The sequence below is a fragment of the Dehalococcoidia bacterium genome (assembly GCA_030018455.1).
GTDB lineage: Bacteria > Chloroflexota > Dehalococcoidia > DSTF01 > JALHUB01 > JASEFU01.
In genome coordinates this window covers 1-23,707 of sequence record JASEFU010000002.1, presented here as the reverse complement: position 1 = coordinate 23,707, position 23,707 = coordinate 1, and the positions used below count along the sequence as shown (strand labels likewise).

The window sequence follows — 23,707 nt, the reverse complement described above, 5'->3', positions numbered from 1 at the left end:
CACGACACAAGGATCTGTAGAATTGCTGCCCACTCCTTGTCCAAGACCGACCCTTGTAATATAGCTCGGCTAACAGAAGAAGCAGGAGGCCGAGGAGATGATACGCTTCATGTACCTGTTCAACTACGCCGATGGCATGTCGAAAGAGGAGGGAGAGGACTGGTATCTGACGCAACACGTTCCCGCCATCAAGGAACTGCCTGGCGTCGTGCGCTTCCGCTCGTGGAAGCAGTGGGATGCCGGCATTCCCTTTCCAAGCGCCGGCGCTCCCACACCCTTCGATCAGTTCGTGCGAAGAACCGAAGTCTGCTTCGATGACCATGAGCAAGGGATCGCCGCCATACTTGCGAACTCGAAGCTGTGGACGCCCGCACCCGAACGAGCGCCGGGGTTTCGGGAAATCGAGTGCATGTTCCTCACCGAAGAACCCGAATTCGATCTGCTGCGAGACGCCCCCCAGCAGCACTACAAGTACATGTCGCTGCCATTGTGGTGGCCCCGCGGCAGGCCAAAGGCGGAGGATGCCGAGCCGATATTCATCGATAGCTACTGTTTCTTCTACAGACCTGAAATCTCGTTTGAAGATGGGGAGGACTGGTACATCGGTCACCACACGCGTGAGGGCAAACAGCTACCGGGAATGAGGCACTACAAGACCTGGAGGACAATCCGCGTTCCCGAACCGCCGGGGTCACCGCTGCGCCCGAACAGGTGGGTGCGCATGACCGAGCTCGGCATGAGCCCCGCCAATTACAGAGCGACAATGGTCGACGAAGAAACGAGGATCCGCTTCACCCCCTCTCCCGTCAGTCCACGCGGCGTCATAGGTGGGTGGCTAAACATATCGATAAAGCCCGACGACTACGACGAGTTCTGAGCTGGCGCCTGTCTCGCCGCATTCGGAACGGGTAAGATCGAAGTGAGATGAGAAGGCCCTCGTACCTCGAGCTCGGCGCCGCCCGACTCCGCGAGCGCATCGACCAGGCGTACGAGCTAATGCGCACGCCCTGCCGCGTGTGCCCGCGCCGCTGCCGCGTCGACCGCGCGTCGGACGACAGGCGCGGCTTCTGCCGTGCGGGAGCGTCGGCCGTCGTCTCCTCGTTCGGGCCGCATTTCGGCGAGGAAGCGCCGCTCGTCGGCTCCGGCGGGTCGGGCACCATCTTCTTCACGTCGTGCAACCTCGCCTGCGTCTACTGTCAGAACTGGCAGATTTCGCAAGACCGACAAGGCGAGGAGGTGACGCCGGAGCAACTGGCGCGCATGATGCTCTGGCTGCAGGAGCGCGGCTGCCACAACATCAACTTCGTCAGCCCGACGGTCTACGTCCCGCAGATACTCGCCGCCCTGCCGCACGCCATCGACGCAGGCCTGCCTGCCGGACAGGCGGGCTTACGGATCCCCCTCGTCTACAACACCGGCGGCTACGACTCCCTCGACGCCCTGCGACTGCTCGACGGCGTGTTCGACATCTACATGCCCGACATCAAGTACACGGACGAGCGCATGGGCCGCTACTCGCTAGTGAAGGACTACGTGGCGACGGCGAAGGCGGCGCTGCGGGAGATGCACCGCCAGGTGGGCGACCTGGTCATCGAGGGGGGCGTGGCCGTGCGCGGCATGATCATCCGCCACCTCGTGCTGCCCGGGGGCATCGCCGGAACGGAGGAGGCGATGCGCTTCATCGCTGAGGAGCTATCGCCCGACTCGTACGTGAACGTGATGGCGCAGTACCGCCCGGAGCACAAGGCCATGCCTACCGGCAGGCAGGCCATGCGGTACCCCGAGCTGAGCCGACGCATCACGGGGGAGGAGTACGGGGAGGCGGTGCGGCTGGCGCATCGCCACGGCCTCCACCGCCTCGCCTAACGCACGACAAAACCAGTTCCCGGCGCGTCACTCAGTGATAACGTGATATAGCGGATGCTAGGTCACACCTCATCGGAGTCTACATCGTCCGCGATGGGCGCGGCAGCTTGAATATCCGATATTGTCTGCTCGGGGGTCTCTACATCCTGAGCGACGAGGACATCGCCGGCACGCCGAAGTGACTACACGGGAGCTTCCCTAAGACCTCGTCTCCGACGCTGCTCATCGGTCAACCAGAATTCAACATGTTCGATGTTTCGAAGCCGGGGCTCCATGAAGAGTGACCAATCGAGGGTATAAGCTTCATAGCGGCCTGACCTTCCAGACGCGGCAGAAGTGTCAAGTAGGGTCTACAAGGGCGCAGGTCGAGTGTCATACAGAACCAAGCTCTCAAGTCTGCGAAGCGATGGTCCGGTGATAATGGACGAGGAGGCAGGACTTCCCGGACCCCCGCCTGCCAAAAATTATCTGGTGCTGCTTGGACTTCAGCCGTTCCAGATGGTCGCTAATGGGCACGTACAAAGGGTCCTGATTGGGACGAACCCGGAAGCTGTCCTTGATCAGGCTGGTGAGTTTGTCTATCCGAGAATCACTCAGCTGCAATTGACCGCTCACGCTGCGTCTGCCTACGTTTCTCTTTCTTCAGTCGGGGTCAGGTCGCGAACGCAGCGATTATAGCACCATGCAAAATGCTGTCAACGCGAAGAGCGTCGCGAGCGCCATAACGATGGCGACAAATAGAGCGAACGACCGCGCTTTGGGGCAGTCCCTCTGTGATCTAGGAGGGTTTGCGGTTGGCGCGGGGGACGCGGGCGGATTACAATATGCTCACCTTTTGCTTCTCCTACCCCGGAGGCGCGAGTGATAGAGCTGCCGGTCAGGCTCAAGGGACTCATCCTCAGCGGCGGCAAGGGCAGCCGCCTGCGTCCCTTCACGTACACCGGCGCTAAACAGCTCGTCCCTATCGCCAACAAGCCCATACTCTTCTACGCCATCGAGTCGCTCCGGCAATGCGGCGTCCACGATATCGGCATCGTCGTCGGCGATACGAAGGAGCAGGTGAAGGCGGCGGTCGGCGACGGCTCCCGCTTCGACGTGTCGGTCACCTACATCGAGCAGGAGGCGCCCCTGGGCATCGCCCACGCCGTCAAGGTCTCGCGCGACTTCATCGGCGACGACCCCTTCGTCCTCTTCCTCGGCGATAACTTCATCAGGGAGGGCATCATCCCCTTCGCCTGCGGGTTCTGCCGCGACAACCCGCTGCCCGCGGCCCAGGTGCTGCTCTGCCCAGTGTCGAACGCCAGCGAGTTCGGCGTCGCCGACCTCAAGGACGGACGCCTGGCGCGCGTCATCGAGAAGCCGGCGCAGCCGCCGACGAACCTGGCCGTCATCGGCATCTACATGTTCGGCCCCCAGGTCTTCGAGGCCGTGAACGCCATCCGGCCGTCGGCGCGCGGCGAGCTCGAGATCACCGACACCATCCAGTACCTCATCGACCACGGGCACGACGTCCGCTGCGAGATCGTCGATGGCTGCTGGATCGACACCGGCAAGATGGGCGACCTGCTGGAGGCGAACCGGGCGATACTGGAGACGCTGGAGCCGGCGAGCGCGGGCGCGGTCGACGGGGCGTCGCGCGTCGAGGGGCGCGTCGTGCTGGAGGCGGGCTGCGAGATCGTGAACAGCGTCGTGCGCGGCCCGTCGATAATCGGCGAGCGGACGCGCATCGTCAACTCGTACGTGGGGCCGTTCACGTCGGTCTACCACGACTGCGTGGTCGAGGGGAGCGAGATCGAGCAGAGCGTGGTGATGGAGAACACGGTCATCCGCGGCGTGACGGCGCGAATCCAGGACAGCCTCATCGGGCGGAACGTCGAGCTCACGGGGAGCGACGCCCGGCCACGCGGCTGCAACCTCGTGCTGGGCGATTTCAGCAAAGTGCGTCTCCCCTAGCGGCGCGCTGAGACGAACGGGAGTCCAGGGGGCGGAGCCCCCTGCCGGGGGTCCGGGCCCGCCTGCCGGCAGGCAGGGGTGTCCCCCAGATTCAATAATAATGAGACCGCGAGCCGCCGCCGCAGGCGACGTGCGACGTGGCCGGCAGCGGAGGACCGGAAGGCGGAAGATGCGCAGAATCCTCGTCACCGGCGGCATGGGCTTCATCGGCAGCCACTTCGTCCGCCGCCTGCTCACTCGTTATGACAACTACGAGGTCGTCAACCTCGACAAGCTAACGTACGCCGGTAACCCCGACAACCTGCGCGACGTCGAGGGCGACCCCCGCTACCGCTTCGTGCAGGGCGACATTTGCGACGAGGCGCTCGTCGCCGAGGTCATGCGCGGGGTCGACGCCGTGGTCAACTTCGCCGCCGAGAGCCACGTCGACCGCTCGCTGATGGAGCCGTCGGCGTTCATCCAGACCGACGTTTTCGGGACGTACGTCCTGCTGGGCGCCGCCGCGGCCCGCGGGGGCATCGAGCGCTTTCTCCACGTCTCGACCGACGAGGTCTACGGCGAGGTGCCGGAGCCGCGCCGCTCCCGCGAAGACGACCCGCTTCGTCCGCGCAGCCCTTACGCCGCCAGCAAGGCGGGCGCCGATATGCAGTGCCTCGCCTTCATCGAGACGTACGGGCTGCCGGTGGTCATCGCGCGGCCGTCGAATAACGTCGGGCCGAACCAGTACCCCGAGAAGATGGCGCCGCTCTTCATCACCAACGCCCTCGACGACGAGCCGCTGCCCGTCTACGGCGACGGACGCCAGGTGCGCGACTGGCTGTTCGTCGAGGACAACTGCGAGGCGCTTGACCTCCTCCTGCACGAGGGCGCGCCCGGCGAAATCTATAACGTCGGCGCGGGCAACGAGCGGCCGAACATCGAGACGGCGGAGATGATACTGTCGCTTCTCGGCAAGCCGCGCAGCCTCATCCGCTTCGTGGAGGACCGGCCGGGCCACGACCGCCGCTATTGCCTCGACTGGGCGAAGATACGCTCGCTCGGGTGGTCGCCGCGCCACAACCTGGCCACCGCCCTCGAAGCGACGGTCCGCTGGTACGTCGACAACCGCTGGTGGTGGGAGAAGATCAAGTCGGGCACCTTCCGCGAGTACTACCGGCAGCAGTACGGCAAGCGGCTCGCCTCGTCGACGAGCGGCGTGCCCGGCGAAGCGTAGCGCCTGCGGTCACCCATGCGAGTCCTCGTCACCGGCGGCAACGGTCAACTCGGGCGGGAGCTCGTCGCCCTGCTGCGCCCGCGTCACGAAGTCGTCGCGACCGACCTGCCGGAGCTCGACGTCCGCGACGCCGACGGCGTGCGACGCCTCGTGCGGGACGCGCGGCCCGAGGTCGTGTTGCATCCCGCCGCCCTCACCGATACGCGCCGCTGCGAAGAGGACCCCGACCTTGCGCTCGCGGTGAACGCCGGCGGCACGGAGAACGTGGCGAAAGCCTGCCGCGAGACCGGCGCCGCGATGCTGTACGTCAGCACGAACGAGGTGTTCGACGGGCGGAAGGGCGCGCCGTACGTGGAATCGGACGCGCCGGGCCCCATCAACGCGTACGGGCGGTCGAAGCTGGCGGGCGAGCAGCGCGTGCGGTCGCTGCTGGAACGGTGGTGGGTCGTGCGCACGTCGTGGCTGTACGGCGACGGCGAGGGCAACTTCCCGGCGAAGGTGCTGTCGGCGGCCCGCGCGGGCAGCGAGCTGTCGATGGTGACGGACGAAGTGGCGACACCGACGTGGGCGCGCGACCTGGCGGCGGCGATCATCGCGCTGATCGATCGCGCGAACTCCGGCGTCTATCATCTCACGAACGGCGGCGAGTGCTCGCGGTTCGAGTGGGCGCGCGACGTGCTGCGTCTCGCCGGCCGCAACGACGTGCCGCTGAAGCCGACGACACTGACAGAATACAACCCGTACCCGCCGAAGCCGCCGTACACCGCGCTCGCGAACCGCGAGGCGGCGTCGCTGGGGATCGAGCTTCGCCCCTGGCAGGACGCCCTCCGCGAGTTCTTCTCCACCCACAATCCCTAGCGACCCCGGCCGGAGTCAAAGGGGAGTGCAGAGGGTCTCCCTTTGCCGGGGTCTGGGCCCGCCTGCCGGCAGGGCAGGGGTGTCCCCCACATTCCGTAGACGCTTGCGGGCGGGCCTGCCTGCCGGCAGGCAGGTGGGAAGATAGGCGCCAATGTTACGAGAACCACGTCCCGCGCCGCCCGTGCGCACCATCGCGGCGAGCTCTGGTGCTGCTCTACAGCCACCTCCACCGGAATGATAAGATGTGGGCACTCAGGAGACAGAATGAATGTCCGGGCAATTGTCGCCTAAAGCGCTGCCGTCCGTGGGTGTCGTCGTCGTCAACTACAACAGCGCGTCCTTCGTCCGCGAGTTCGCGGAGTCGCTGCGAAACGTCGACTACCCCAACTTCCGCGTCATCATCGTCGACAACGCCTCCACCGACGGCTCCCCCGACACTCTCCGAGAGCTTCTGCCCGACGCGGTATTCATCCCGTCCGACGAGAACACGGGCACCGCCGGCGGCAACAACATCGGCTTCCGCTACTGCGTCAAGCACGAGTACGACTTCGCGCTGGCGCTCAACAACGACACCGTCCTCACGCCCGACTTCCTGTCGAAGCTGGCGGACGCCGCCGACGAAAGGACAATCGTCGTCCCCAAGATCCTCTATCACTACGACCGCAGCCTCATCAGCACCCACGCCGGCGGCTTCGACTGGCGCTTCGGCCGCTTCCGCAACACCTACCATGGCCGGCCCGACGGCCCCGCGACCAGCCGCCCGCGCGATCTGCAGACGGCGAGCTTCTGCTGCGCCCTCATCCCCGTCGCCGCCTTCGGGGCCGTAGGGATGCTGGACGAGCGCTTCTTCATGTACTACGAGGAGACCGACTGGCTGCGCCGCGCCCTGGCGGAGGGCTACCGGCTGCGTTACGTCCCCGAGGCCGTGGTCTATCACATGGAGAGCGGATCGAGCGGCGGCGGCTGGATGACGCCGTTCAAGCTCTACTACGCCACCCGCAACCGTTTGTACCTCGTCCGCAAGAACCAGCCTTCGCGCCTCTGGTTCGCGCTCTTCACGGCCTACTTTCTCGCCGGGCGGCTGCCGTACCTGGCGCTGTACGTCGCGCGGCGGCGTTGGCGCATGCTGCAGGCGATGCTGCTCGGTGTGTGGCATTACTATCGCGGGAAGATGGGCAGGACGCTGGAGGTGGGCCGGCTTTAGGCCCGGGAGAGACTATGCGGGTCGCCATCGACGCCACGTCCATACCCCGTCTCATGGCCGGAGCGGGCGTCTATACCTGCAACCTTGTGCGCGCCCTCGCTGAAGTAGACGGCGAAAACGAGTACGTGGTGTTCGCCCGCAGCGACGCCTTCGACGACCTGCGGCGCGGACAGCCGCGGTTCGAGGTCGTGCGCGTGGGCGCGGGCTCGCGTCCGGCACGGCTGCTGTGGGAGCAGACGGCGCTCCCACGCGAGCTGCGGCGGAGGCGCATCGACCTGCTCCATTCGCCCCATCACACGGCGCCGATTGTTGCGCGGGGGACGCGGCGCGTCGTCACCTTCCACGACCTCACGTTCTTCATCCTGCCGCGTCGCTACCCGGGAAGCCGCCGCTTTTACTTCCAGACGTTCAGTCGCCTGACCGCCCGCCTCGCCGACGCCCTCATCTGCCCGTCGCGGGCGGTGCGGGACGACATCCTCCGCATCCTGAAGGTCCAGCCCGACAGGGTGCGCGCGATCGCGGAGGCGGCCGCGCCCATCTTCCGTCCGCTCGACAATGCCGAGGCGGTGGAACGGCTGCGCCACAAGCTCCTGCTGCCGGAGCGCTTTGTCCTCTCCGTGGGCAGCCTGGAACCGGGCAAGAACCGGGCCACCCTGCTCAGGGCGTACGCAAACCTGCGGCAGCGGGGCGTCGAGCACAAGCTGGTGATCGCCGGGCAGCGGGCGTGGAAGTACGAGGGCGACTTCCGGCTCGCCGAAGAGCTGGGGCTCAAGCGCGACGTCGTCTTCGCGGGATACGTACCGCCGGAGGACATGCCCGCCCTCTACAACGCCGCCGGTCTCTTCGTCTTCCCGTCGCTGTACGAGGGGTTCGGGCTGCCCGTGCTAGAGGCGATGGCGTGCGGCGTGCCCGTCGTCGCGTCGAACGTCTCGGCGGTGCCGGAGGTCGCGGGCGAGGCGGCCGTCCTCGTCGACCCGTCCAACGCCGATGAGTTGTGCGACGCGATGGCCCGCGTCCTCGGCGACGAAGCGCTGCGGGAATCGTTACGGGAACGCGGCCTGGCGCGGGCGGCGGAGTTCAGCTGGCAGAAAGCAGCGCGCGAGACCATCGAGGTATACTCGCAGGCGGCGCAGGCCACGAAATGAAGCTGTCGATTGTCATAGTCAGCTACAATGGGCGCGAGCACCTGCGCACGTGCCTCGCATCGCTCTCCCGCTACCTCGATGACCCGGAGTGCGAAGTCATTGTCGTCGATAACGCGTCGAAGGACGGCAGCGCGCAGATGGTGGCGGAGGAGTTCCCGCAGGCGCGTCTTTTCGCCCTGCCGACAAACACCGGATTCGCCGCCGGCGCCAACCGCGGCGCGCAGGAGTCGAAGGGCGAGGCGATCGTCTTCCTCAACCCCGATTCGGAGGTCGCGTCCGACGTGTTCGGGCCGATGCTCGAGCACCTGGGCGCGCACCCGGAAATCGGCATACTGGCGCCGAAGCTCATCGACGCCGACGGCTCGCTCCAGCTTTCCTGCCGCCGCTTCCCCGGCTTCGCCACCGCCCTCTTCAATCGCTACTCCCTTCTGACGCGCCTCCTGCCGCGCAACCGCTTCTCGACCCGTTACCTGCTGACCGACTGGGACCATAACGCCATCAGCGACGTCGACTGGGTATCGGGGGCGTGCATGATGGTTCGCCGCTCCCTCCTCGACGAGGTCGGGCCGCTGGACGAGGCCTTCTTCTTTTCGCTGGAGGACGTGGACTTCTGTCAGCGGACGCACCGCGCGGGATACAGGGTAGTCTACTTCCCGCAGGTGGAGGTCATGCACCACATCGGCGGAAGCAGCAGGACGGTGGCCATGCGGACGGTCATCGCCAGGCACCGCAGCATGTGGCGCTACTACAAGAAGTACATGCGCCGCAACTTCGCCGTCGATGCCGCCGTGGCGGCGGGGATATCGCTGCGCTGCGGTTGGCTGCTCCTGCTGAACGCCGCCAAACAGGCCATCGGCGCTGTGCGGGGGCGCGGCTCCACGTAGGGGCGCCGGCGGGCGCGCGCCTTTCATCCGGCTACCGGCGGCCGCTCGTCTGCCGGCAACAAGGAAGGCACGGCGGCAGGATGGAGTCGTGGGGAGTTATGTCTACTTCTGTGAGAACAGCGGAAGCAACAGCAGCTCCGGCACCTCGTTGATAACGAAGTCCGGCTCCGCGTAGTCGACGGGCGGCTCCGATTCCTCCGGCTCGCCCAGGTCCTTCTCCAGCTCCTTCTCTTCTTCCGACATCTGGTTCCGCTTGAGCACCGCCGTCATGCCCAGCGCCTTCGAGCCCGCCACGTCGGCGCGCAGGGAGTCGCCGACCATCACCGTCTCCTCCGGCGCTACTCTGAGGTCTTCGAGCGCGTACTCGAAGATGCGGCGGTGCGGCTTCAGGTAGCCGACCTCGCAGGAGATGATGAGCGTCTCGAAGCAGTCCAGCAGGCCATGGTGTCGCATTTCCTCGCGAAAGGGCTCGCCGCCGAGGCCACGGTTGGTCACCGAGCCGACGCGGTACCCGCGCTCCCGCAACGCCCGCAGCGTCTCGATGACGCCGGGGAACAACTCGCGTCCCAGGAAGACGCCGCCCAGGTTCCACGTATGCCAGAGCTGCACCGCCTGTTCGTCAGTGATCACGAGTCCCTTGTCGGCCGCCACTTGTTTGGCGATTGCCGGGTAGTCGGGGCTGATGAGGTCCCCCCAGTAGGCCTCGTCCGTCGCCTTTTCGATGGCGGCGCGGATGTCACGCCCGAGAAAGAAGAGCTCGCCGGCGGGCTCCACGCCCCAGGAGCGCAGCAGGTCAGAGATGCGGTGCACCGTTTCGCCGCGGATTATCTCCACCGGCGGCATCTTCGGGAAGTGCCACAGCGTCTCGCCCAGGTCAAAAAGGACAGCCCGTACCGTCATTCTGCGCCCTGCTTTCCAAGATGGACAAACGGAAGCGGCGCCTACCGAGAGGGAACGCCGCCCGCCCCTCCTACAGGAGCCCGCACTCTTTGAGAAGTCTTCGCTCGGCCCCGCGGGAGCGGAAGATCTGGCCGGTGAGATAGAGCATCGGGCGGACTCTGCCCTCCTGCTCTATGCACTCCGAGATGAGGCGCCTGCCCGCCCCTTCGAGGAGGCGCGAGCGCTCGTCGTCCGAGAGCGCTTCTTTCCCCATCTCGCGCGCCAGCATGCTCTCGATCTGCACCGTGGTCATCACCTCGACCCGTTGCGGGGCCTCGCCCTCCTGCGTTACCGTGAACACGCCGCACGTGCAGTCGGGCTGCTTGTCGATCCAGCCCTCGTACTCGATGTCCCAGGCCGATGGGTCGCGGACCACGGCGCCAATCCTTGCCCTGCTCTATGTTCTATCGTAGCACAGGGGTGCAACGAGACGGCTAGTCCCCCGGCCTGGCGATCCGCAGCGGCTCTCCGGGCTCGGCCAGGAGCTGCGCCCGCGCCTGTACGCGCACCGGAAGTCCCCAGATGTCGATAAAGCCGACCGCCGAACTCTGATCGAAGCGGTCTCCTTTGTCGTAGGTTGCCAGCGAGTAGTCGTACAGGCTCCTGGGCGAGCTGCGCCCCACGGGCGTCGCCTGGCCCTTGTGGAGCCGCATGCGCACCTTCCCCGTCACGTGGCGCTGCGTGCTCTGGACGAACGCCGCCAGGTCCTGGTGGTAGGCGGTGAACCAGAGGCCGTTGTATATGAGGTCGGCGTACTCCTGGGCGATCCGCGCCTTCATCCGCAGCTGCGGCTTCGACAGGGTCAGGTGCTCCAGCGCCTCGTGCGCCTTCAGGAGGGTGACGGCGGCCGGCGCCTCGTAGATCTCGCGCGACTTTATGCCGACGAGCCGGTCCTCGACAAGATCGACGCGGCCGACGCCGTGCTCGCCGGCGATGGCGTTGAGACGCTGCACGAGCGTGACGCCGTCCACTTCCTCACCGTCCAGCGACACCGGTATCCCGCGCTCGAAGCCGATCTCGATGTAGCGCGGCTTGTCCGGCGCGTCCTTCACCGAGCGCGTCAGCTCGTAGATGTCCTCAGGCGGCTCCTCCCACGGGTCTTCGAGCACGCCGCACTCGATGCTGCGTCCCCACAGGTTCTCGTCGGTGGAGTAGGGGCTGTCCCTGGTCACGGGGACGGGTATCTTGTGCTTCTCGGCGTAGGCGATCTCCTCCTCGCGCGTCATCCCCCACTCCCTGACGGGCGCGACGATGCGAAGGTCGGGCGCGAGGGCTTGTACGCTCACGTCGAAGCGAACCTGGTCGTTACCCTTGCCGGTGGAGCCGTGGGCGACCGCCGACGCGCCCTCCTCGCGGGCGACATCCACCATCAGTTTGGAGATGAGGGGCCGCCCCAGCGCCGTCGCCAGAGGGTAATGGCCCTGGTAGAGGGCGCCCGCCGCCAGCGCGGGGAACGCGAAGTAGCGGATGAACAGGTCTTTGCCGTCGCGCCAGAGCGCCTTCGCCGCGCCGGAGGCCATCGCCCTCTCCTGGAGGACGTCGAAGTCCTTCTCCGTCCCCATATCGATGTGGAGGGCGATCACCTCGTAGCCGCGCTCTTCAGTCAGCCACTTGATCGCGACGCACGTGTCCAGTCCACCGGAATACGCCAGTACCAACTTCTCCGCCATGATTCACTCTTTCCTTTAGAACGACTAGCTATCGGTTCGCATCTGAAGGCCAAGCACTTCGCGGAGGCGGCCGTCTACTGCCTGCATGTCCACGCTCCCCATTTTGCCCAACTTGCGAATGATCAGAGGAGCCGCAAGGGTAGCGACCCGGCAACGAAATAGCGACGGCGCAATGAGCCCGGCACGCTGCCAGTGCCGTATTCTGTGGTCGCCCGGTCGTGGCGCCGTTTTCACCTTGCTCGTGATCTGACCGACTAATACTTCTCCTGCCGAATTGTACTCCTCGCCGCTGATCACGAGAGCAGGCCGGCGCTTCACCCCATCGAGACCGGTGAAAGGGAACGGTACGAGAACGACATCGCCGCGGCTATAGCGTGTCATAGGCCGCGTCTTCCTCGCTTTCCCAGTCCTCGGCGAACGCCGCCTCTGACAGCGCCGCCATCGCCCCTGCTTCCCCCGCCTCTCCCCCCAAATCCAGTTCGCGCACCGCCTTTGAGGTAACGGAGTAGCGTTTTTCGCCGCCCGGCAAAGGGTGCACGGAAAGATAACCTTTCTTCACCTGTTGGGCGATCCAATGATAGTCGGTGCCCTTTGATTTCAATAGCTGGTCGAGCGCCTCAAACGCGACGCTGTTTCCGGACCAGTAGATTGTGCGTAGCACCTCGCGGCGCCTCTGGTAAGGATCGGTTTCTTCCGAATCCGGGCCCGCTATCTGCTCCTCCAGTCTTTCGACGATTTGCCTGACGGTTCTCAGTTCTTTTAGCAGAGTTGCCTGGTTGATGGGCATGTCAGCCCTCCGAGGTTTTGGTATCCAATATCATACCAATTCCAATCTTCTAAGTCAATCCGAACGAACGGAGCACGCCGGCCAGGCGCAAGAGGCCCTCCTCCAGCTCACCTTCCGTTATCGTCAGCGCCGGCGAGATGCGGACCGCGTTCGGCCGGACGTTGTTGACGATGAGCCGCTCCTTCAGGCAGGCGAGCACCAGATCCTCTGCTATCTCCTCTCGCAGCTCAATCGCCCAGAGCATTCCCTTGCCGCGCACGTCCTCTATCGAGTGATGGGCGTCGTGCAGGGTGCGGAGCCGCTTCTCCAGGAGCTCGCCTTTCTTTGCCGCCTGCGCCGGCACGTCGTTGTCGATCATGTACTTGACGACTGCATACGCGACGTGCGTCGCCAGCGGGTTGCCGCCGAAGGTCGTGCCGTGGTCGCCGGGGACAAAGACGGCGCAATGCTCCTTCGCCAGCACGGCGCCCACGGGGAAGCCGCCTCCCAGTCCCTTGGCGAGCGTCATGATGTCGGGCTCGACGCCGTAGTGCTGGTAGGCGAAAAGCGCGCCCGTCCGTCCGATGCCCGTCTGCACTTCGTCGAGGATGAGGAGTAGGCCCCGCTCGTCGCACCAGGCGCGGACGCCCCGCAGATACTCCGGCTCTGCGGGCAGGACGCCGCCCTCGCCCTGCACCGGCTCGAGGATGACGGCGCAGGTGTTCTCGCCGGTCGCCGCTTTCAGCGCCTCGAGGTCGTTGAACGGCACGTGCACGAACCCCTGCGGCAGGGGCGTGAACGGCGCCTTGTAACGCTCGGTGCCGGAGGCGGTAACAGTGGCCAGCGTGCGACCGTGGAAGGCGTTGTGCGCCGCTATCACCTCGTAAGCGCCGTCGCGGTGCTCCTTCGCCCACTTGCGCGCCAGCTTGAACGCTGCTTCGTTCGCTTCCGCGCCGCTGTTGCAGAAGAAGGCCCTGTCGAAACAGGAGTTGTCGATGAGCAGGCGCGCCAGCTCGATTTGAGGCAGCGTATAGACGACGTTCGAGTAGTGCATGAGCCGTTCCGCCTGCTCTTTGACGGCGGCGACGATGACGGGGTGGCAGTGCCCGAGGCTGATGACGACGTGCCCGCCGAAAAAATCGAGGTACTCGCGCCCTTCGTCATCCCAGACGCGGCTTCCCTCGCCCCTCACGAGGGTGACGGGCATCCGCTTGTAAGTCGTCATCATGTACTTGCTTTCGAGCTCTCGCCAGTCCGCCATCTGTTTCCCTTTCTACGCGCTCATTGTATCGGTCTTGAGGGTTAGCCAGGGCACCGAAATGGGCCTTTCCTTCGTCGGCCACGTCGTCCCCGCCGGAGGCGGGGACTCGCGGCCTCTCTTCTGGGGTCTGGGGGACACCCCCAGGGCCCTCGCCAGGGGGCTCCGCCCCCTGGACCCCGTTGCCGCCTTCGAGCCCGCATTCTCTACTCTGAAGTCAGCTCCACGAGCCGGTCAAGCGCCGACTGAACCCTATCGAGCTCGGCGCCGAAGGTCGCGAAGTCGCCCCGTTGCAGCGCTTCCCGCGCTCTCTGGTACGCTTCCTGCGCCTCCCGCGCGAGGGCGGCGGCGTCATCGGGCAGGACGGCGGGCGTTGGCGTCGGCGTCGGCTCCGGCGACGGCGTTGCTTCCGCAGGAGGCGTGGGCGCGACTCCGGGCTCCCCGGGCTCCGGCTCGATAGGCTCGGGCTCTGTGGGCGCCGCCCGCCCCGAGATGACGTCGAGTGCGTCTTCCAGCGTCGGCTCCATCGCGATCTCGTTGCCGTTGACGACGATCACCCGCTTGAGCTCGGGCAGGCCGCCGTTTTCCGCTTGGAGATAGATCGGCTCCACGAAGAGCGCCGACTGCCCGATGGGGATCATCAGCAGATTGCCACGTATCACCTGCGAGCCTGCCTGGTTCCAGAGCGTGAACTGCTCCGATATTGTCGTATCCTGATCGATGCGGAACTCCACCTGCTCCGGCCCATCGAAGAAGCGGCCGGAGGGAAAACGGAAGGCGATGAGCTTCCCGTAGTCCGGCTGGTCGGAGCGGGCAGCCAGCCAGGCGACGGCGTTCTTCTTGTTCGCGGGCGAAAACGGCATTATCTGAATGAACTCCGCCCGCGCTTCTCCCGGCAGGCGCATGATTACGTAGTACGGCTCCATGGGCTGCTTGCGGTCGAAGAAAGTCTCCTCCGGTATCTTCCACACGTCTTCCTTGTTGTACAGCGCCCGCGCGTTGTCCATGTGGTAGACGGTGTACATCTGCACCTGCGTCTGGAAGAGGTCTTCGGGGTAGCGGACGTGCTCCTGGAGGCTCGCCGGCATCTCTTCTCGCGGCGTGAAAAGGTCGGGGAATATTTTGTCGTAGACGCGGGCGATGGGGTCGGACTCGTCCCAGAGGTAGAACGTCGTCGAGCCGTCGTAGGCGTCGATGGTCACCTTGACGCTGTTGCGGATGTAATTGAAGCCGCGCCCGGACGGCTGCGAGTAAGGGTAGCGGTCGCTCACCGTGTAAGCGTCCTGTATCCAGAACAAGCGGCCGTCAGCGATCACAAGGTAGGGGTCGTGGTCGAGCCGCAGGAAGGGCGCTATCTCCGAGACGCGCTGCTGTATGTTGCGCCGGTACAGGAGCTGGCTGTCGGAGGAGATTTGGCCGCTGATCATGATGTTGGCGTCGCCGAACTCCCAGGCGTAGAAGAGGCGCCGCCAGAACGAGTCGAGCTTGACGCCGCCCTCGCCCTCGAACGTCGTGAGCGCCGTTGTGGCCTCCGTCGTGTAGTCGAACTCATCCTCTTTGCTGTTCACAATGACGTAATGATCGGGCATCTCGCCGTAGTAGATCTGGGGGCGCGTCACTTCCGGCGTCCCTTCCGGCGGGATGTCTTTGACGAGCAGGCGCGGCAGCCCTTCATCGACCACCTCATTTACTGCGCTCAAGGCCACGCCGTACCCATGCGTGTATTGCAGGCGGCGGTTGACCCACGTCTGCGCTTCAGAGGGCAGGCGCTCCGGCGACAGCTCTCGGGCGCTCAGCATCGTCTGGCGGTACTTGCCGTCCAGCGTGTAGCGGTCGACGTCGACGTCCAGGAAGTCGTACAGAGGACGGATCGACTGAATCTGGCTGAGCGTCTCGCGAAGCGGCCGGTGGTCCCATAGCCGGATGTTGCTCAGGGTTTCGGGGTTGTCGGCCAGTTCCTCGACGGTGACGGCGTCCCTGGCGCTGAACTCCCGCAAGTCGACGTTGACGAGGCCATAGGCTTCATTGGTGGCGGTTATGTTCCGCTCTATGTATTCGCTTTCCTTCTCCAGCTCATTCGGCTCCACCTCGAACCTCTGCACGGTCGCGGGGTAGACCAGCCCCACGATGACAGCGCCCGCGACCCACAGAATGACGGCGGCCACCGGCAGGACGAGCCCGCGCCGGAAGATGTTGGCCGCGACGGCGAGGGCAGCGACGAACGCCAGCCCCATCGACACGTAGATCGCCGGGAGCTGGGCGTGCACGTCGGTGTAAGCGGCGCCGAAGACCACGCCGCGGCTGGAGAAGTTCAGGTCGTACCGGCTCAGCCAGTAGCCCCAGATGAAGACGCCCAGGATCGCGATCACCAGCAGCGAAAGGTGCGCCCTGATGCCCGCGGGCACTGTCACGGCGAACCCGCGGCGGCTGAAGTGGAATAGATAGAGTCCGGCGACGAACACAGTGGTCAGGATGACGACGGCGAGCGACCACCCCTGAAGAAAGCGCAGGAACGGCAACTCGAACATGTAGAAGCCGATATCGCGGTGGAACGTTGGGTCTTCACGGCCGAACGGCTGTGAATTGAGGTACGTCAGCAGCGTGTCCCACTGTCCGGAGGCGACGGAGCCGAATATCACCGCCAGGAAGAGAGAGAGCGCCAGCATCGCCACCAGGCTGAGTCGCCGCAGCGCCACGGGGTCGACGTCGAGAAAGAGCGGCTCGCCGGCCAGCGGCGCCAGCCGCCGCACGACCAGATAATTGCCGACGAAGAAGGCAAGGAAGACGCCCGCTCCCGCAAAGAACAGCCAGACACGCGTGGTGAGCATCTTCGCGAAGACGGAGCGAAAGCCGACCGCCTCGAACCACAGCCAGTCGGTGTAGAGGCCCTTGAGGATGCTGGCGACGATGAAGATGACGACAAGGGCGACGGCGATCGCCAGCCATCGCGTGTAAGCGCCGATGCGCCGCGGACGGTAGCGTCGGATGCGGAACGGCGGAGGAGGCGGCCCCAGCCCTTCTTCTCGGTCGCCCGGCTGTCGGAAGAAGTCCACTCGCCCTCCTAGCCCACGCGCGTGCCCGCGACGCGGCCTTCCAGCGCCGCCTTCAGCGCCGAAGGCTGCCGTCCGTCTACGATCAGCGACGTCGCGCCCGCTGCTGCGGCCCGCAGGCAGGCCTCCACCTTGGGCAGCATGCCGCCGACGATTGTGCCCGCGTCGGTCATCGCCGCGGCCTGCTCCGCCGGCAGCCGCCCGACGACCCGCCCCTCGCCGTCGAGTATCCCGGGGACGTCGGTCAGGAAGACGAGGAACTCCGCCTTAACGGCCGCGGCGACCTCGCCGGCGACGGTGTCGGCGTTGACGTTCAGGAGTTGAGGGCGCGGCTCGCCGTTCACGCACTCAATGGCAATGGGCGCGACGACGGGCATGTAGCCCACCTCCAGTAGCGGCAGCAACATCTCGGAGCGCACGCTCTCGATTTCGCCCACTAAGCCCAGCTCAGGGATGCGGCGGGCGCGGATGAGCTCGCAGTCGGCGCCGCTGAGGCCGATAGCGCGGCCGCCCAGTCCGTTGACGCCGGCGACGATCTCCTTGTTCACCAGTCCCGCCAGCACGGCGACGACGACGGGGAGCGCCTTCTCGTCGGTGCGGCGCAGCCCGCCCACGAACGCCGACTCGACGCCGTGCGCCTCCAGCCAGCGGCTGATGAGGCTGCCCCCGCCGTGCACGACGACCAGCGGCCAGGCGTCCTTCTGCAGCGTCACCAAGTCATCGAGGGCGGCGTCCCGGCTGTCCCAGGTGCTCCCGCCGACCTTGACCACCGTCACTCCCCGCTTGCCCACGTCGCTCCTCGCTCAGGTGGTGTATTCAGCGTTGATCCTGACATACTCTTCCGTTAGGTCACAGCCCCAGGCCGTAGCCGCCGCCTTGCCCGCGCCCAGGTCGACGCGGATGCGGACTTCGGGCCGGTCGGTGGCGCGGCCGAGCGCCCGCTTGTCGAAGGGCACAGGCGTTCCCCGGTCGAACAGGCGCTCCTCCTGCCAGAAGAGGCTGATGCGCGACTCGTCGACGGCTGCCCCGCTGCGTCCGACGGCCGCGAGCACGCGCCCCCAGTTGGGGTCGTTGCCGTACACCGCCGACTTCACCAGCGCGGAGCCGGCGACGGCGCGGGCGGCGACACGGGCGTCGTACTCCGTAAGGGCGCCGACGACCTCGACCTCGATCAGCTTCGTCGCCCCCTCGGCGTCACGCGCCATCGACTTCGCGAGCGCGACGCACACCCCGTTCAGCGCCTCCTCGAACAGCAGCCGCCCTTCGCTCGACTGATCGACGAGCGGGCCGCCGGCGGCGCCGTTTGCCATGACGAGCAGCATGTCGCTGGGGCTGGTGTCGCCGTCGACGGTGAGCATATTGAACGAGAGGTCGGCCGCCCGCTTCAGGGCCTTTCCGAGGAAGGCGTGGTCCGCCGCCGCGTCCGTGGTGAGGAACGCGAACATCGTCGCCAGGTTGGGGTGGACCATGCCCGCGCCCTTGGCGCAGCCGCCGATGCGGTACTCGATGCCGCCCACCGTAAACGACGCCGACGCCTGCTTGGGGACGCGGTCGGTGGTCATGATGCCGCGCGCGAACGCTTCGCCGGCCGTCCTGCTCACGGCGACCGACGGGAGCGCTGCCCGTATCTTCTCCATGGGGAGCGGACGGCCCGTCACCCCGGTGCTGGCCACGACGACGTCGGCTTCGCCGATGCCGAGCTTGTCCGCGGCGAGGCGCGCCATCTCCTCGGCGTCGCGCATCCCCTGCGCGCCGGTGTAGGCGTTGGCGCAGCCGCTGTTCGCGACCACCGCCTGTATTCGCCCCGAAGCGACGTTCCGCTGGGAAAGCCTCACAGGGGCTGACTTCAGGACGTTTGTCGTGAAGAGGGCCGCCGCCGTGCACGGCAGCTCCGAGTACAGCAGCGCGAGGTCCAGCCGCTCGTTGTCATCGTCGCGGATGCCGGCGGCGACCGCCCCGGCGAAAAACCCCCGCGGCGCGGTCACGCCTTCGGTGAGCTTAACAGATGGCTCTTCTATCATCTCGCAGGGAAACCTTCCTGTGGTCGCTCGCGTGGAGGAGGTCTGTCCGCCGTCTGCCTAAGGGTAAAGTCCCAGCTCTTGCAGTCCCGCCGTCTCCGGCAGGCCGAGCATGACGTTCATGTTCTGTATCGCCTGGCCGGCGGCCCCCTTCACCAGGTTGTCGAGGCAGCTTACGACAATCAAGCGGCCGATCCTGGCATCGACAGTGGGGTAAACGAGGCAGAAGTTGCTCCCGCGCGTCTGCTTGGTTTGCGGCGGGCCGTCGACCACGCGCGTGAACGGCTCGTCGCGGTAGAACTCGTTGTACGCGTCGCGCACCGTCGCTTCCGCGTTCGCCGAGCCGCGGATGGCTTCGCTGAGGGGCGCGTAGCAGGTGGTGAGTATGCAGCGGACGATCGGCAAGAGGTGGGGGACGAAAGTGACGCGGGGCGTCGCGCCCCCTGCCGTCAGCGCCAGCTCCTGCACGATCTCCGGCAGGTGGCGGTGGCCGGCGAGGGCATAGGCGGAGACGCCTTCGGCCGCCTCCGAAAGATGCGTCGTGAGGCTGGGGGAGCGCCCGGCGCCGCTCGCGCCCGATTTGCTATCGATGACGATATCGCTTTCGATGAGGCCGTTCTTCAGCGCCGGCGCGAGCGCGAGGATGGCGCCCGTGGGGTAGCATCCGGGGTTGGCGATGAGCTTCGCCCCGGCGATCCGCTCGCGGTACAGCTCCGGCAGGCCGTACACGGCCTCCGCCAGCAGCGAGGGACGCGGGTGCGGCGTCTTGTACCAGCGCTCGTACTCGTCGGCGTCCTTCAGGCGGAAGTCGGCGCTGAAGTCGACCACGGGCAGCCCGCGGTCGATGTACGGCAGCAGGAGCTTGGCGGCGGCGCCGTGCGGCAGCGCGCCGAATACGAAATCGACCTCGTCCAGATCGTCCTTGATCGTCAGGTCGAAAGGCCAGAGGTGAGGAAAGAACTCCCCGAGCCGCTGTCCGACGCCCTCGATGCTGGAGACGGATGTGAGCTGGACGTGCGGGTGGTGGTAGAGGAGCCGCGCGAGCTCGCTGCCCGCGTAGCCGGTGGCGCCGAAAATGCCTACTCTGGTCAATTCATCGCTCACAGGGAAGTTGATGTTCCAGTATACAGTCGGCCGGATGGTGGTACAAGAAAGAAGGCTGCGACGGCCCGCCTTCCGGAATCGGGGGACATCTTGCCCACCGTCCATGAAGCGTACCGTCGGCAAGCCGCCCGCGCGTACGGAGCGCTAGATTGTGGCGATGGTCAGCCTGTTTATCGCGCCGTCGTCCGAGAAGCCGCAGGTGATGGCGACGGCGACCCGCTTCCGCAGCATCTTCGCGACCAGCCCCAGCGCGCCCGTCGGCGCCTTCCCCGATACCAGCACCGTCCCGTCGGCCTGCTCCTGAGGCGCCGACCAGCCAACGCGCTCCAGGCCGCGCCCGCCCTCGGACGCCATGCGCAGCGCCGTCTCGACCCCGCCGCGTCCGGGGATGTCGCCGATCTGAGGCACCGTCAGCACCACGTCCTCCGCGAGCGTTCCCGCCGCATCCGCGAACTGCTTCCCGCGCACGCAATCGATGAATCGAGCTGCGGCTTCTGTCTTCGCGCTCATGGTCGGTTCCCTCCTTTGCCTGGCGGGACGCAGCTAAGCCAAGCCCCGCTCTCGCAGCACGCGCTGCGTCGTTGCGCCGATCTCGGCCGGGCTCTCGACGATGGCCGCGCCGGCAGCGGCAAGCGCCTCTTTCTTGGCCTGCGCGGTACCCGTGTTGCCGGCGATAATCGCCCCCGCGTGACCCATGCGACGTCCCGGCGGGGCCGTGCTGCCGGCGATGAAGGCGATGACGGGCTTCGTCATCTTCTTGGCGATGAACGCCGCCGCCTCCTGCTCCATGCCGCCGCCTATCTCGCCGATGAGAACGACGGCGGAGGTTTTCGCGTCGGCCTCGAACAGCTCCAGCACGTCGCGCAAGGTCATCCCCAGGATGGGGTCGCCGCCCGCGCCGACGCACGTCGACTGGCCGATTCCGAGCCGGGTGAGCTGGTCGACCGCTTCATACACGAGCGTGCCGCTGCGCGAGACGACGCCCACGCTGCCCGGCGAAAAGACGTCGCCGGGCATGATGCCGACCTTGCACTCGCCGGGCGTGATCACCCCCGGGCAGTTGGGCCCGACCATGCGGGCGCCGCTCATGCGGAGCTGCCGCTTCACCTTCGCCATGTCGAGCGTCGGTATCCCTTCCGTGACGCAGACGATGACGGGGATACCGGCGTCCTGCGCTTCGAGGACGGCGTCGGCGGCGAAGGGGGCGGGAACGAAGATGAGGCTGCAGTTCGCGCCGGTCTCGGCGACGGCGTCGCGAACGGTGTTGAAGACAGGCACGCCTTCCGCGGTCTCGCCGCCGCGGCCGGGGGTGACGCCGGCGACGACGTTCGTGCCGTACTCGATGCAGCGTCGCGTCTGGAAGCTGCCCTCGCGGCCCGTGATGCCCTGGACAACGACGCGCGTGCTCGAATCAACGAGAATGCTCAAATCAGTCTCCCTCCGTCAGGTAGCTCGGCCAGTGCTCCGGCACCGCGATCGCGCCGCAGACCTTCTCGAAGAACTCGCACGGCCCCGCCTGTCCGATGACGGCGTAGATGTAGCCCATCTCCCGCATCGCCTCCAGGCACCTCATGAGCAGCGCCGCGCCGATCCCGCGCCCGCGGTACGCCGCGTCCACTCCTATCGGGCCGAACAGGCCGCGATACGTGCACTCGTACACGGCAAAGCCGACGATGGTCATGCCATCGAAGGCAACGAAGCAGGATACGGGCTGATGCGCGAAGGCGACGGCCGCTTCCTCCGCCCACAACGGCACCAGCCGCTCCTCGATGAACCTGCGGACGGCGGGCGCCTCCCACACCTTCGCGCGGCGCACGGTGATTCCCTGACGCCGCGCCGCGTCGACGAACGGCCCAGATGGAGGAAGCGACAGCAGCGGCGCAATCATGTCGATGGGGGGGCGCGGCTGCTCCATGCGCTACCTCGCCGACTCTCCCGTCGCCGCGGCGGCCTCGACCGCCTTTCGCGCCGCTTCCGCGAGTCCATCGGCGCGGATGAGAGGGAATTCGACGTCGCGCAGGATGCGCTCGCCCTCTTCCACGTTCGTGCCCGCCAGCCGCACGATCACCGGCACGTCGATCTTCATCGTCTTGTGGGCGTCGACGACCCCCTGCGCGATGATGTCGACGCGCGCCATGCCGCCGAAGATGTTGATCAGTATCGCCTTCACCTGGGGATCGGCCGTGAGCAGGCGGAAGGCGTTGACCACGCGCGACACGTCGTTCACGGTGCCGATATCGAGGAAGTTCGCCGGATCGCCGCCGACCTGCTTGATGGCGTCCATCGTCGACATGGCGAGGCCGGCACCGTTCACCACGCAGCCGATGTTGCCGGAGAGCTTCACGTAGTTGTTGATGCCCAGCTCCTGCGCCTGCACCTCCAGCGAGTCCTCCTCGTCGAGGTCGCGCAGGGCGGCGATCTCAGGGTGACGGAAGAGGGCATTGTCATCGAAGTTCATCTTGGCGTCGAGGGCGAGCAGCCGGCCGTCGGTGGTGACTACAAGGGGGTTGATCTCCGCCAGCGAGCAGTCGTTGGCGGCGAAGGCGTCGTAAAGGGCGGCCATGAGCTGCGTTGCCGGACGCAGCAAGTCGCCGGTGAGGCCGACGGCGAAGGCGAGTTGCCGCGCCTGGTAGGGCATCAGGCCGAACGCGGGGTCGATTGCGACGCGGTGGATCAGCTCGGGCGACTTCGCGGCTACCTCCTCGATCTCCATGCCGCCCGCCGCGCTGGCGATCATCACGGGGCAGGCGGCCGCGCTGTCGATGACGACGCTGAGGTAAAGCTCGCGCTCCGTCCGCACCTGCTCCTCGACCAGCACCTTCTTGACGACGCGGCCCTGCGGCCCCGTCTGCGGCGTCACCAGCGTCATGCCGATGACTTGGCGGGCGGCCTCGAAGGCCTGCTGCGGGGTGTCGGCGAGCTTGACGCCGCCCCCCTTGCCGCGACCGCCGGCGTGAATCTGCGCCTTGACGACGACGGGTACCGCGAGCTTTTCGGCGACGGCGCGGGCCTCGTCGGGCGTGGCCGCGGGCTCGCCGCGGGGCACGGGCACGCCGCATCCCGCGAGCATCTGCTTTGCCTGGTATTCGTGGACTTTCATGCGCCGGTGGCGGAGGGGGAGGGATTCGAACCCCCGTCCCGACAAGCGGGAAGCGGTTTTCAAGACCGCCGCCTTAAGCCACTCGGCCACCCCTCCCGCAGGCGCAAGTATAGAGCTACTACGCTGGCAGGATCAACGCGAGGCAAGAAAGGCGAAGGGGAAGAAGGAGACTACGGTCGATGCGCTAAGTGGTGCGGCTCGAACGCTTCCTTGCTCGCCGACGTCGCGTCTGATCGCCTGATCAGCTCGTCGCGCAGTATGAGCGTCGATTCCGGCGCCTCGATGAGGAACTTGATGTGACGGCCTTCCTTAGTGACATCGACCGTTACGTCTTCCCCTACCTTGAACCTTATTGCGCATATCTCGCGACCGGTTCCGTGCGCCGAAAGGACCTCGATGTGAATGTTATCGCCAACGGACAGACTTTCGCCGGTCCGTCTCCTCAACACCAACCTACCCATCTACCTCATCCTCCGTCCCGTGAAGACAAGCAAGGACCGGCTCCATTCACCTTTTCCCTGTCTTCACAGCTATCAATTACATTATAAAACTTAGCAAATAGCGTAGCAATGAGAAGACAGGCGATTTCGTCGCAATACCCATTTCCCAGGGAATTCCCGCTGAGCTCGTCCAGATACATTCCGTACACCATAATGCCACGTGGGGAGAGGAAGATATG

24 protein-coding genes and 1 tRNA gene are annotated in these 23,707 nt (G+C 66.2%); 8 read left to right on the top strand and 17 right to left on the bottom strand.

Features of this window, described 5'->3' with window-relative positions; all coding sequences use genetic code 11:
* Positions 1-97 precede the first annotated feature (97 nt).
* The 8 genes from QME71_03570 to QME71_03535 all read left to right on the top strand — a co-directional run bounded on the left by QME71_03570 (position 98) and on the right by QME71_03535 (position 9,123).
* Entirely contained in the window at positions 98-877 is a 780-nt protein-coding gene (locus tag QME71_03570; GenBank protein MDI6857377.1) for a hypothetical protein, read from the top strand.
* Positions 878-924: 47 nt separating this feature from the next.
* Positions 925-1,866, top strand: a complete 942-nt coding sequence (locus tag QME71_03565; protein MDI6857376.1) for a radical SAM protein — start codon at positions 925-927, stop codon at positions 1,864-1,866.
* A gap of 861 nt (positions 1,867-2,727) precedes the next feature.
* Complete coding sequence (locus QME71_03560; protein MDI6857375.1) at positions 2,728-3,819, top strand: glucose-1-phosphate thymidylyltransferase; 1,092 nt, start codon at positions 2,728-2,730, stop codon at positions 3,817-3,819.
* Positions 3,820-3,988: 169 nt separating this feature from the next.
* Positions 3,989-5,032, top strand: coding sequence for a dTDP-glucose 4,6-dehydratase (rfbB, locus tag QME71_03555; protein ID MDI6857374.1), 1,044 nt, complete (start codon positions 3,989-3,991; stop codon positions 5,030-5,032).
* Between the two features lie 15 nt (positions 5,033-5,047).
* On the top strand, positions 5,048-5,890 hold the full coding sequence (rfbD, locus tag QME71_03550; protein ID MDI6857373.1) for a dTDP-4-dehydrorhamnose reductase: 843 nt from the start codon (positions 5,048-5,050) through the stop codon (positions 5,888-5,890).
* Between the two features lie 268 nt (positions 5,891-6,158).
* Positions 6,159-7,094, top strand: a complete 936-nt coding sequence (locus QME71_03545) for a glycosyltransferase family 2 protein (protein MDI6857372.1) — start codon at positions 6,159-6,161, stop codon at positions 7,092-7,094.
* A gap of 14 nt (positions 7,095-7,108) precedes the next feature.
* Positions 7,109-8,239, top strand: a complete 1,131-nt coding sequence (locus tag QME71_03540; protein ID MDI6857371.1) for a glycosyltransferase family 1 protein — start codon at positions 7,109-7,111, stop codon at positions 8,237-8,239.
* On the top strand, positions 8,236-9,123 hold the full coding sequence (locus QME71_03535) for a glycosyltransferase family 2 protein (protein MDI6857370.1): 888 nt from the start codon (positions 8,236-8,238) through the stop codon (positions 9,121-9,123). The genes QME71_03540 and QME71_03535 overlap by 4 nt, the downstream gene beginning before the upstream one ends.
* Positions 9,124-9,225: 102 nt before the next feature.
* Here QME71_03535 and QME71_03530 read toward each other — a convergent pair whose 3' ends face one another.
* The 17 genes from QME71_03530 to QME71_03450 form a co-directional block, all read right to left on the bottom strand.
* On the bottom strand, positions 9,226-10,023 hold the full coding sequence (locus tag QME71_03530; GenBank protein MDI6857369.1) for an HAD family hydrolase: 798 nt from the start codon (positions 10,021-10,023) through the stop codon (positions 9,226-9,228).
* A 70-nt stretch (positions 10,024-10,093) separates the two neighbouring features.
* Entirely contained in the window at positions 10,094-10,438 is a 345-nt protein-coding gene (locus tag QME71_03525; protein MDI6857368.1) for a hypothetical protein, read from the bottom strand.
* Positions 10,439-10,496: 58 nt separating this feature from the next.
* Positions 10,497-11,732: an argininosuccinate synthase gene (locus QME71_03520; GenBank protein ID MDI6857367.1), complete on the bottom strand. Its 1,236-nt coding sequence runs from the start codon at positions 11,730-11,732 to the stop codon at positions 10,497-10,499.
* Positions 11,733-11,756: 24 nt separating this feature from the next.
* Positions 11,757-12,113: a type II toxin-antitoxin system PemK/MazF family toxin gene (locus QME71_03515; protein ID MDI6857366.1), complete on the bottom strand. Its 357-nt coding sequence runs from the start codon at positions 12,111-12,113 to the stop codon at positions 11,757-11,759.
* The gene (locus QME71_03510) at positions 12,100-12,519 is read right to left on the bottom strand and encodes a hypothetical protein (GenBank protein MDI6857365.1); all 420 of its coding nucleotides are present in this window, start codon (positions 12,517-12,519) and stop codon (positions 12,100-12,102) included. Before QME71_03510 ends, QME71_03515 begins: the two co-directional genes overlap by 14 nt.
* A 49-nt stretch (positions 12,520-12,568) precedes the next feature.
* On the bottom strand, positions 12,569-13,759 hold the full coding sequence (locus QME71_03505) for an aspartate aminotransferase family protein (GenBank protein MDI6857364.1): 1,191 nt from the start codon (positions 13,757-13,759) through the stop codon (positions 12,569-12,571).
* Between the two features lie 203 nt (positions 13,760-13,962).
* On the bottom strand, positions 13,963-16,809 hold the full coding sequence (locus QME71_03500) for a UPF0182 family protein (GenBank protein MDI6857363.1): 2,847 nt from the start codon (positions 16,807-16,809) through the stop codon (positions 13,963-13,965).
* Positions 16,810-16,817: 8 nt separating this feature from the next.
* The gene (gene argB, locus QME71_03495) at positions 16,818-17,597 is read right to left on the bottom strand and encodes an acetylglutamate kinase (protein MDI6857362.1); all 780 of its coding nucleotides are present in this window, start codon (positions 17,595-17,597) and stop codon (positions 16,818-16,820) included.
* Positions 17,598-17,609: 12 nt separating this feature from the next.
* Entirely contained in the window at positions 17,610-18,827 is a 1,218-nt protein-coding gene (gene argJ, locus QME71_03490; GenBank protein ID MDI6857361.1) for a bifunctional glutamate N-acetyltransferase/amino-acid acetyltransferase ArgJ, read from the bottom strand.
* 57 nt (positions 18,828-18,884) lie between these two features.
* Positions 18,885-19,916: an N-acetyl-gamma-glutamyl-phosphate reductase gene (gene argC, locus QME71_03485; protein ID MDI6857360.1), complete on the bottom strand. Its 1,032-nt coding sequence runs from the start codon at positions 19,914-19,916 to the stop codon at positions 18,885-18,887.
* Between the two features lie 156 nt (positions 19,917-20,072).
* On the bottom strand, positions 20,073-20,438 hold the full coding sequence (locus tag QME71_03480) for a hypothetical protein (GenBank protein MDI6857359.1): 366 nt from the start codon (positions 20,436-20,438) through the stop codon (positions 20,073-20,075).
* 33 nt (positions 20,439-20,471) lie between these two features.
* Positions 20,472-21,356, bottom strand: coding sequence for a succinate--CoA ligase subunit alpha (sucD, locus tag QME71_03475; GenBank protein ID MDI6857358.1), 885 nt, complete (start codon positions 21,354-21,356; stop codon positions 20,472-20,474).
* A gap of 1 nt (position 21,357) precedes the next feature.
* Complete coding sequence (locus QME71_03470; GenBank protein ID MDI6857357.1) at positions 21,358-21,843, bottom strand: GNAT family N-acetyltransferase; 486 nt, start codon at positions 21,841-21,843, stop codon at positions 21,358-21,360.
* Between the two features lie 3 nt (positions 21,844-21,846).
* The gene (gene sucC / locus QME71_03465) at positions 21,847-23,028 is read right to left on the bottom strand and encodes an ADP-forming succinate--CoA ligase subunit beta (protein MDI6857356.1); all 1,182 of its coding nucleotides are present in this window, start codon (positions 23,026-23,028) and stop codon (positions 21,847-21,849) included.
* 7 nt (positions 23,029-23,035) lie between these two features.
* Positions 23,036-23,124, bottom strand: a tRNA-Ser gene (locus QME71_03460).
* A gap of 74 nt (positions 23,125-23,198) precedes the next feature.
* Positions 23,199-23,489 (bottom strand): carbon storage regulator, encoded by a 291-nt coding sequence (locus QME71_03455; protein ID MDI6857355.1) that lies wholly within the window; start codon positions 23,487-23,489, stop codon positions 23,199-23,201.
* A gap of 5 nt (positions 23,490-23,494) precedes the next feature.
* Positions 23,495-23,707, bottom strand: a 213-nt coding sequence (locus QME71_03450) for a hypothetical protein (protein ID MDI6857354.1), incomplete at its 5' end; no start/stop codon positions are given.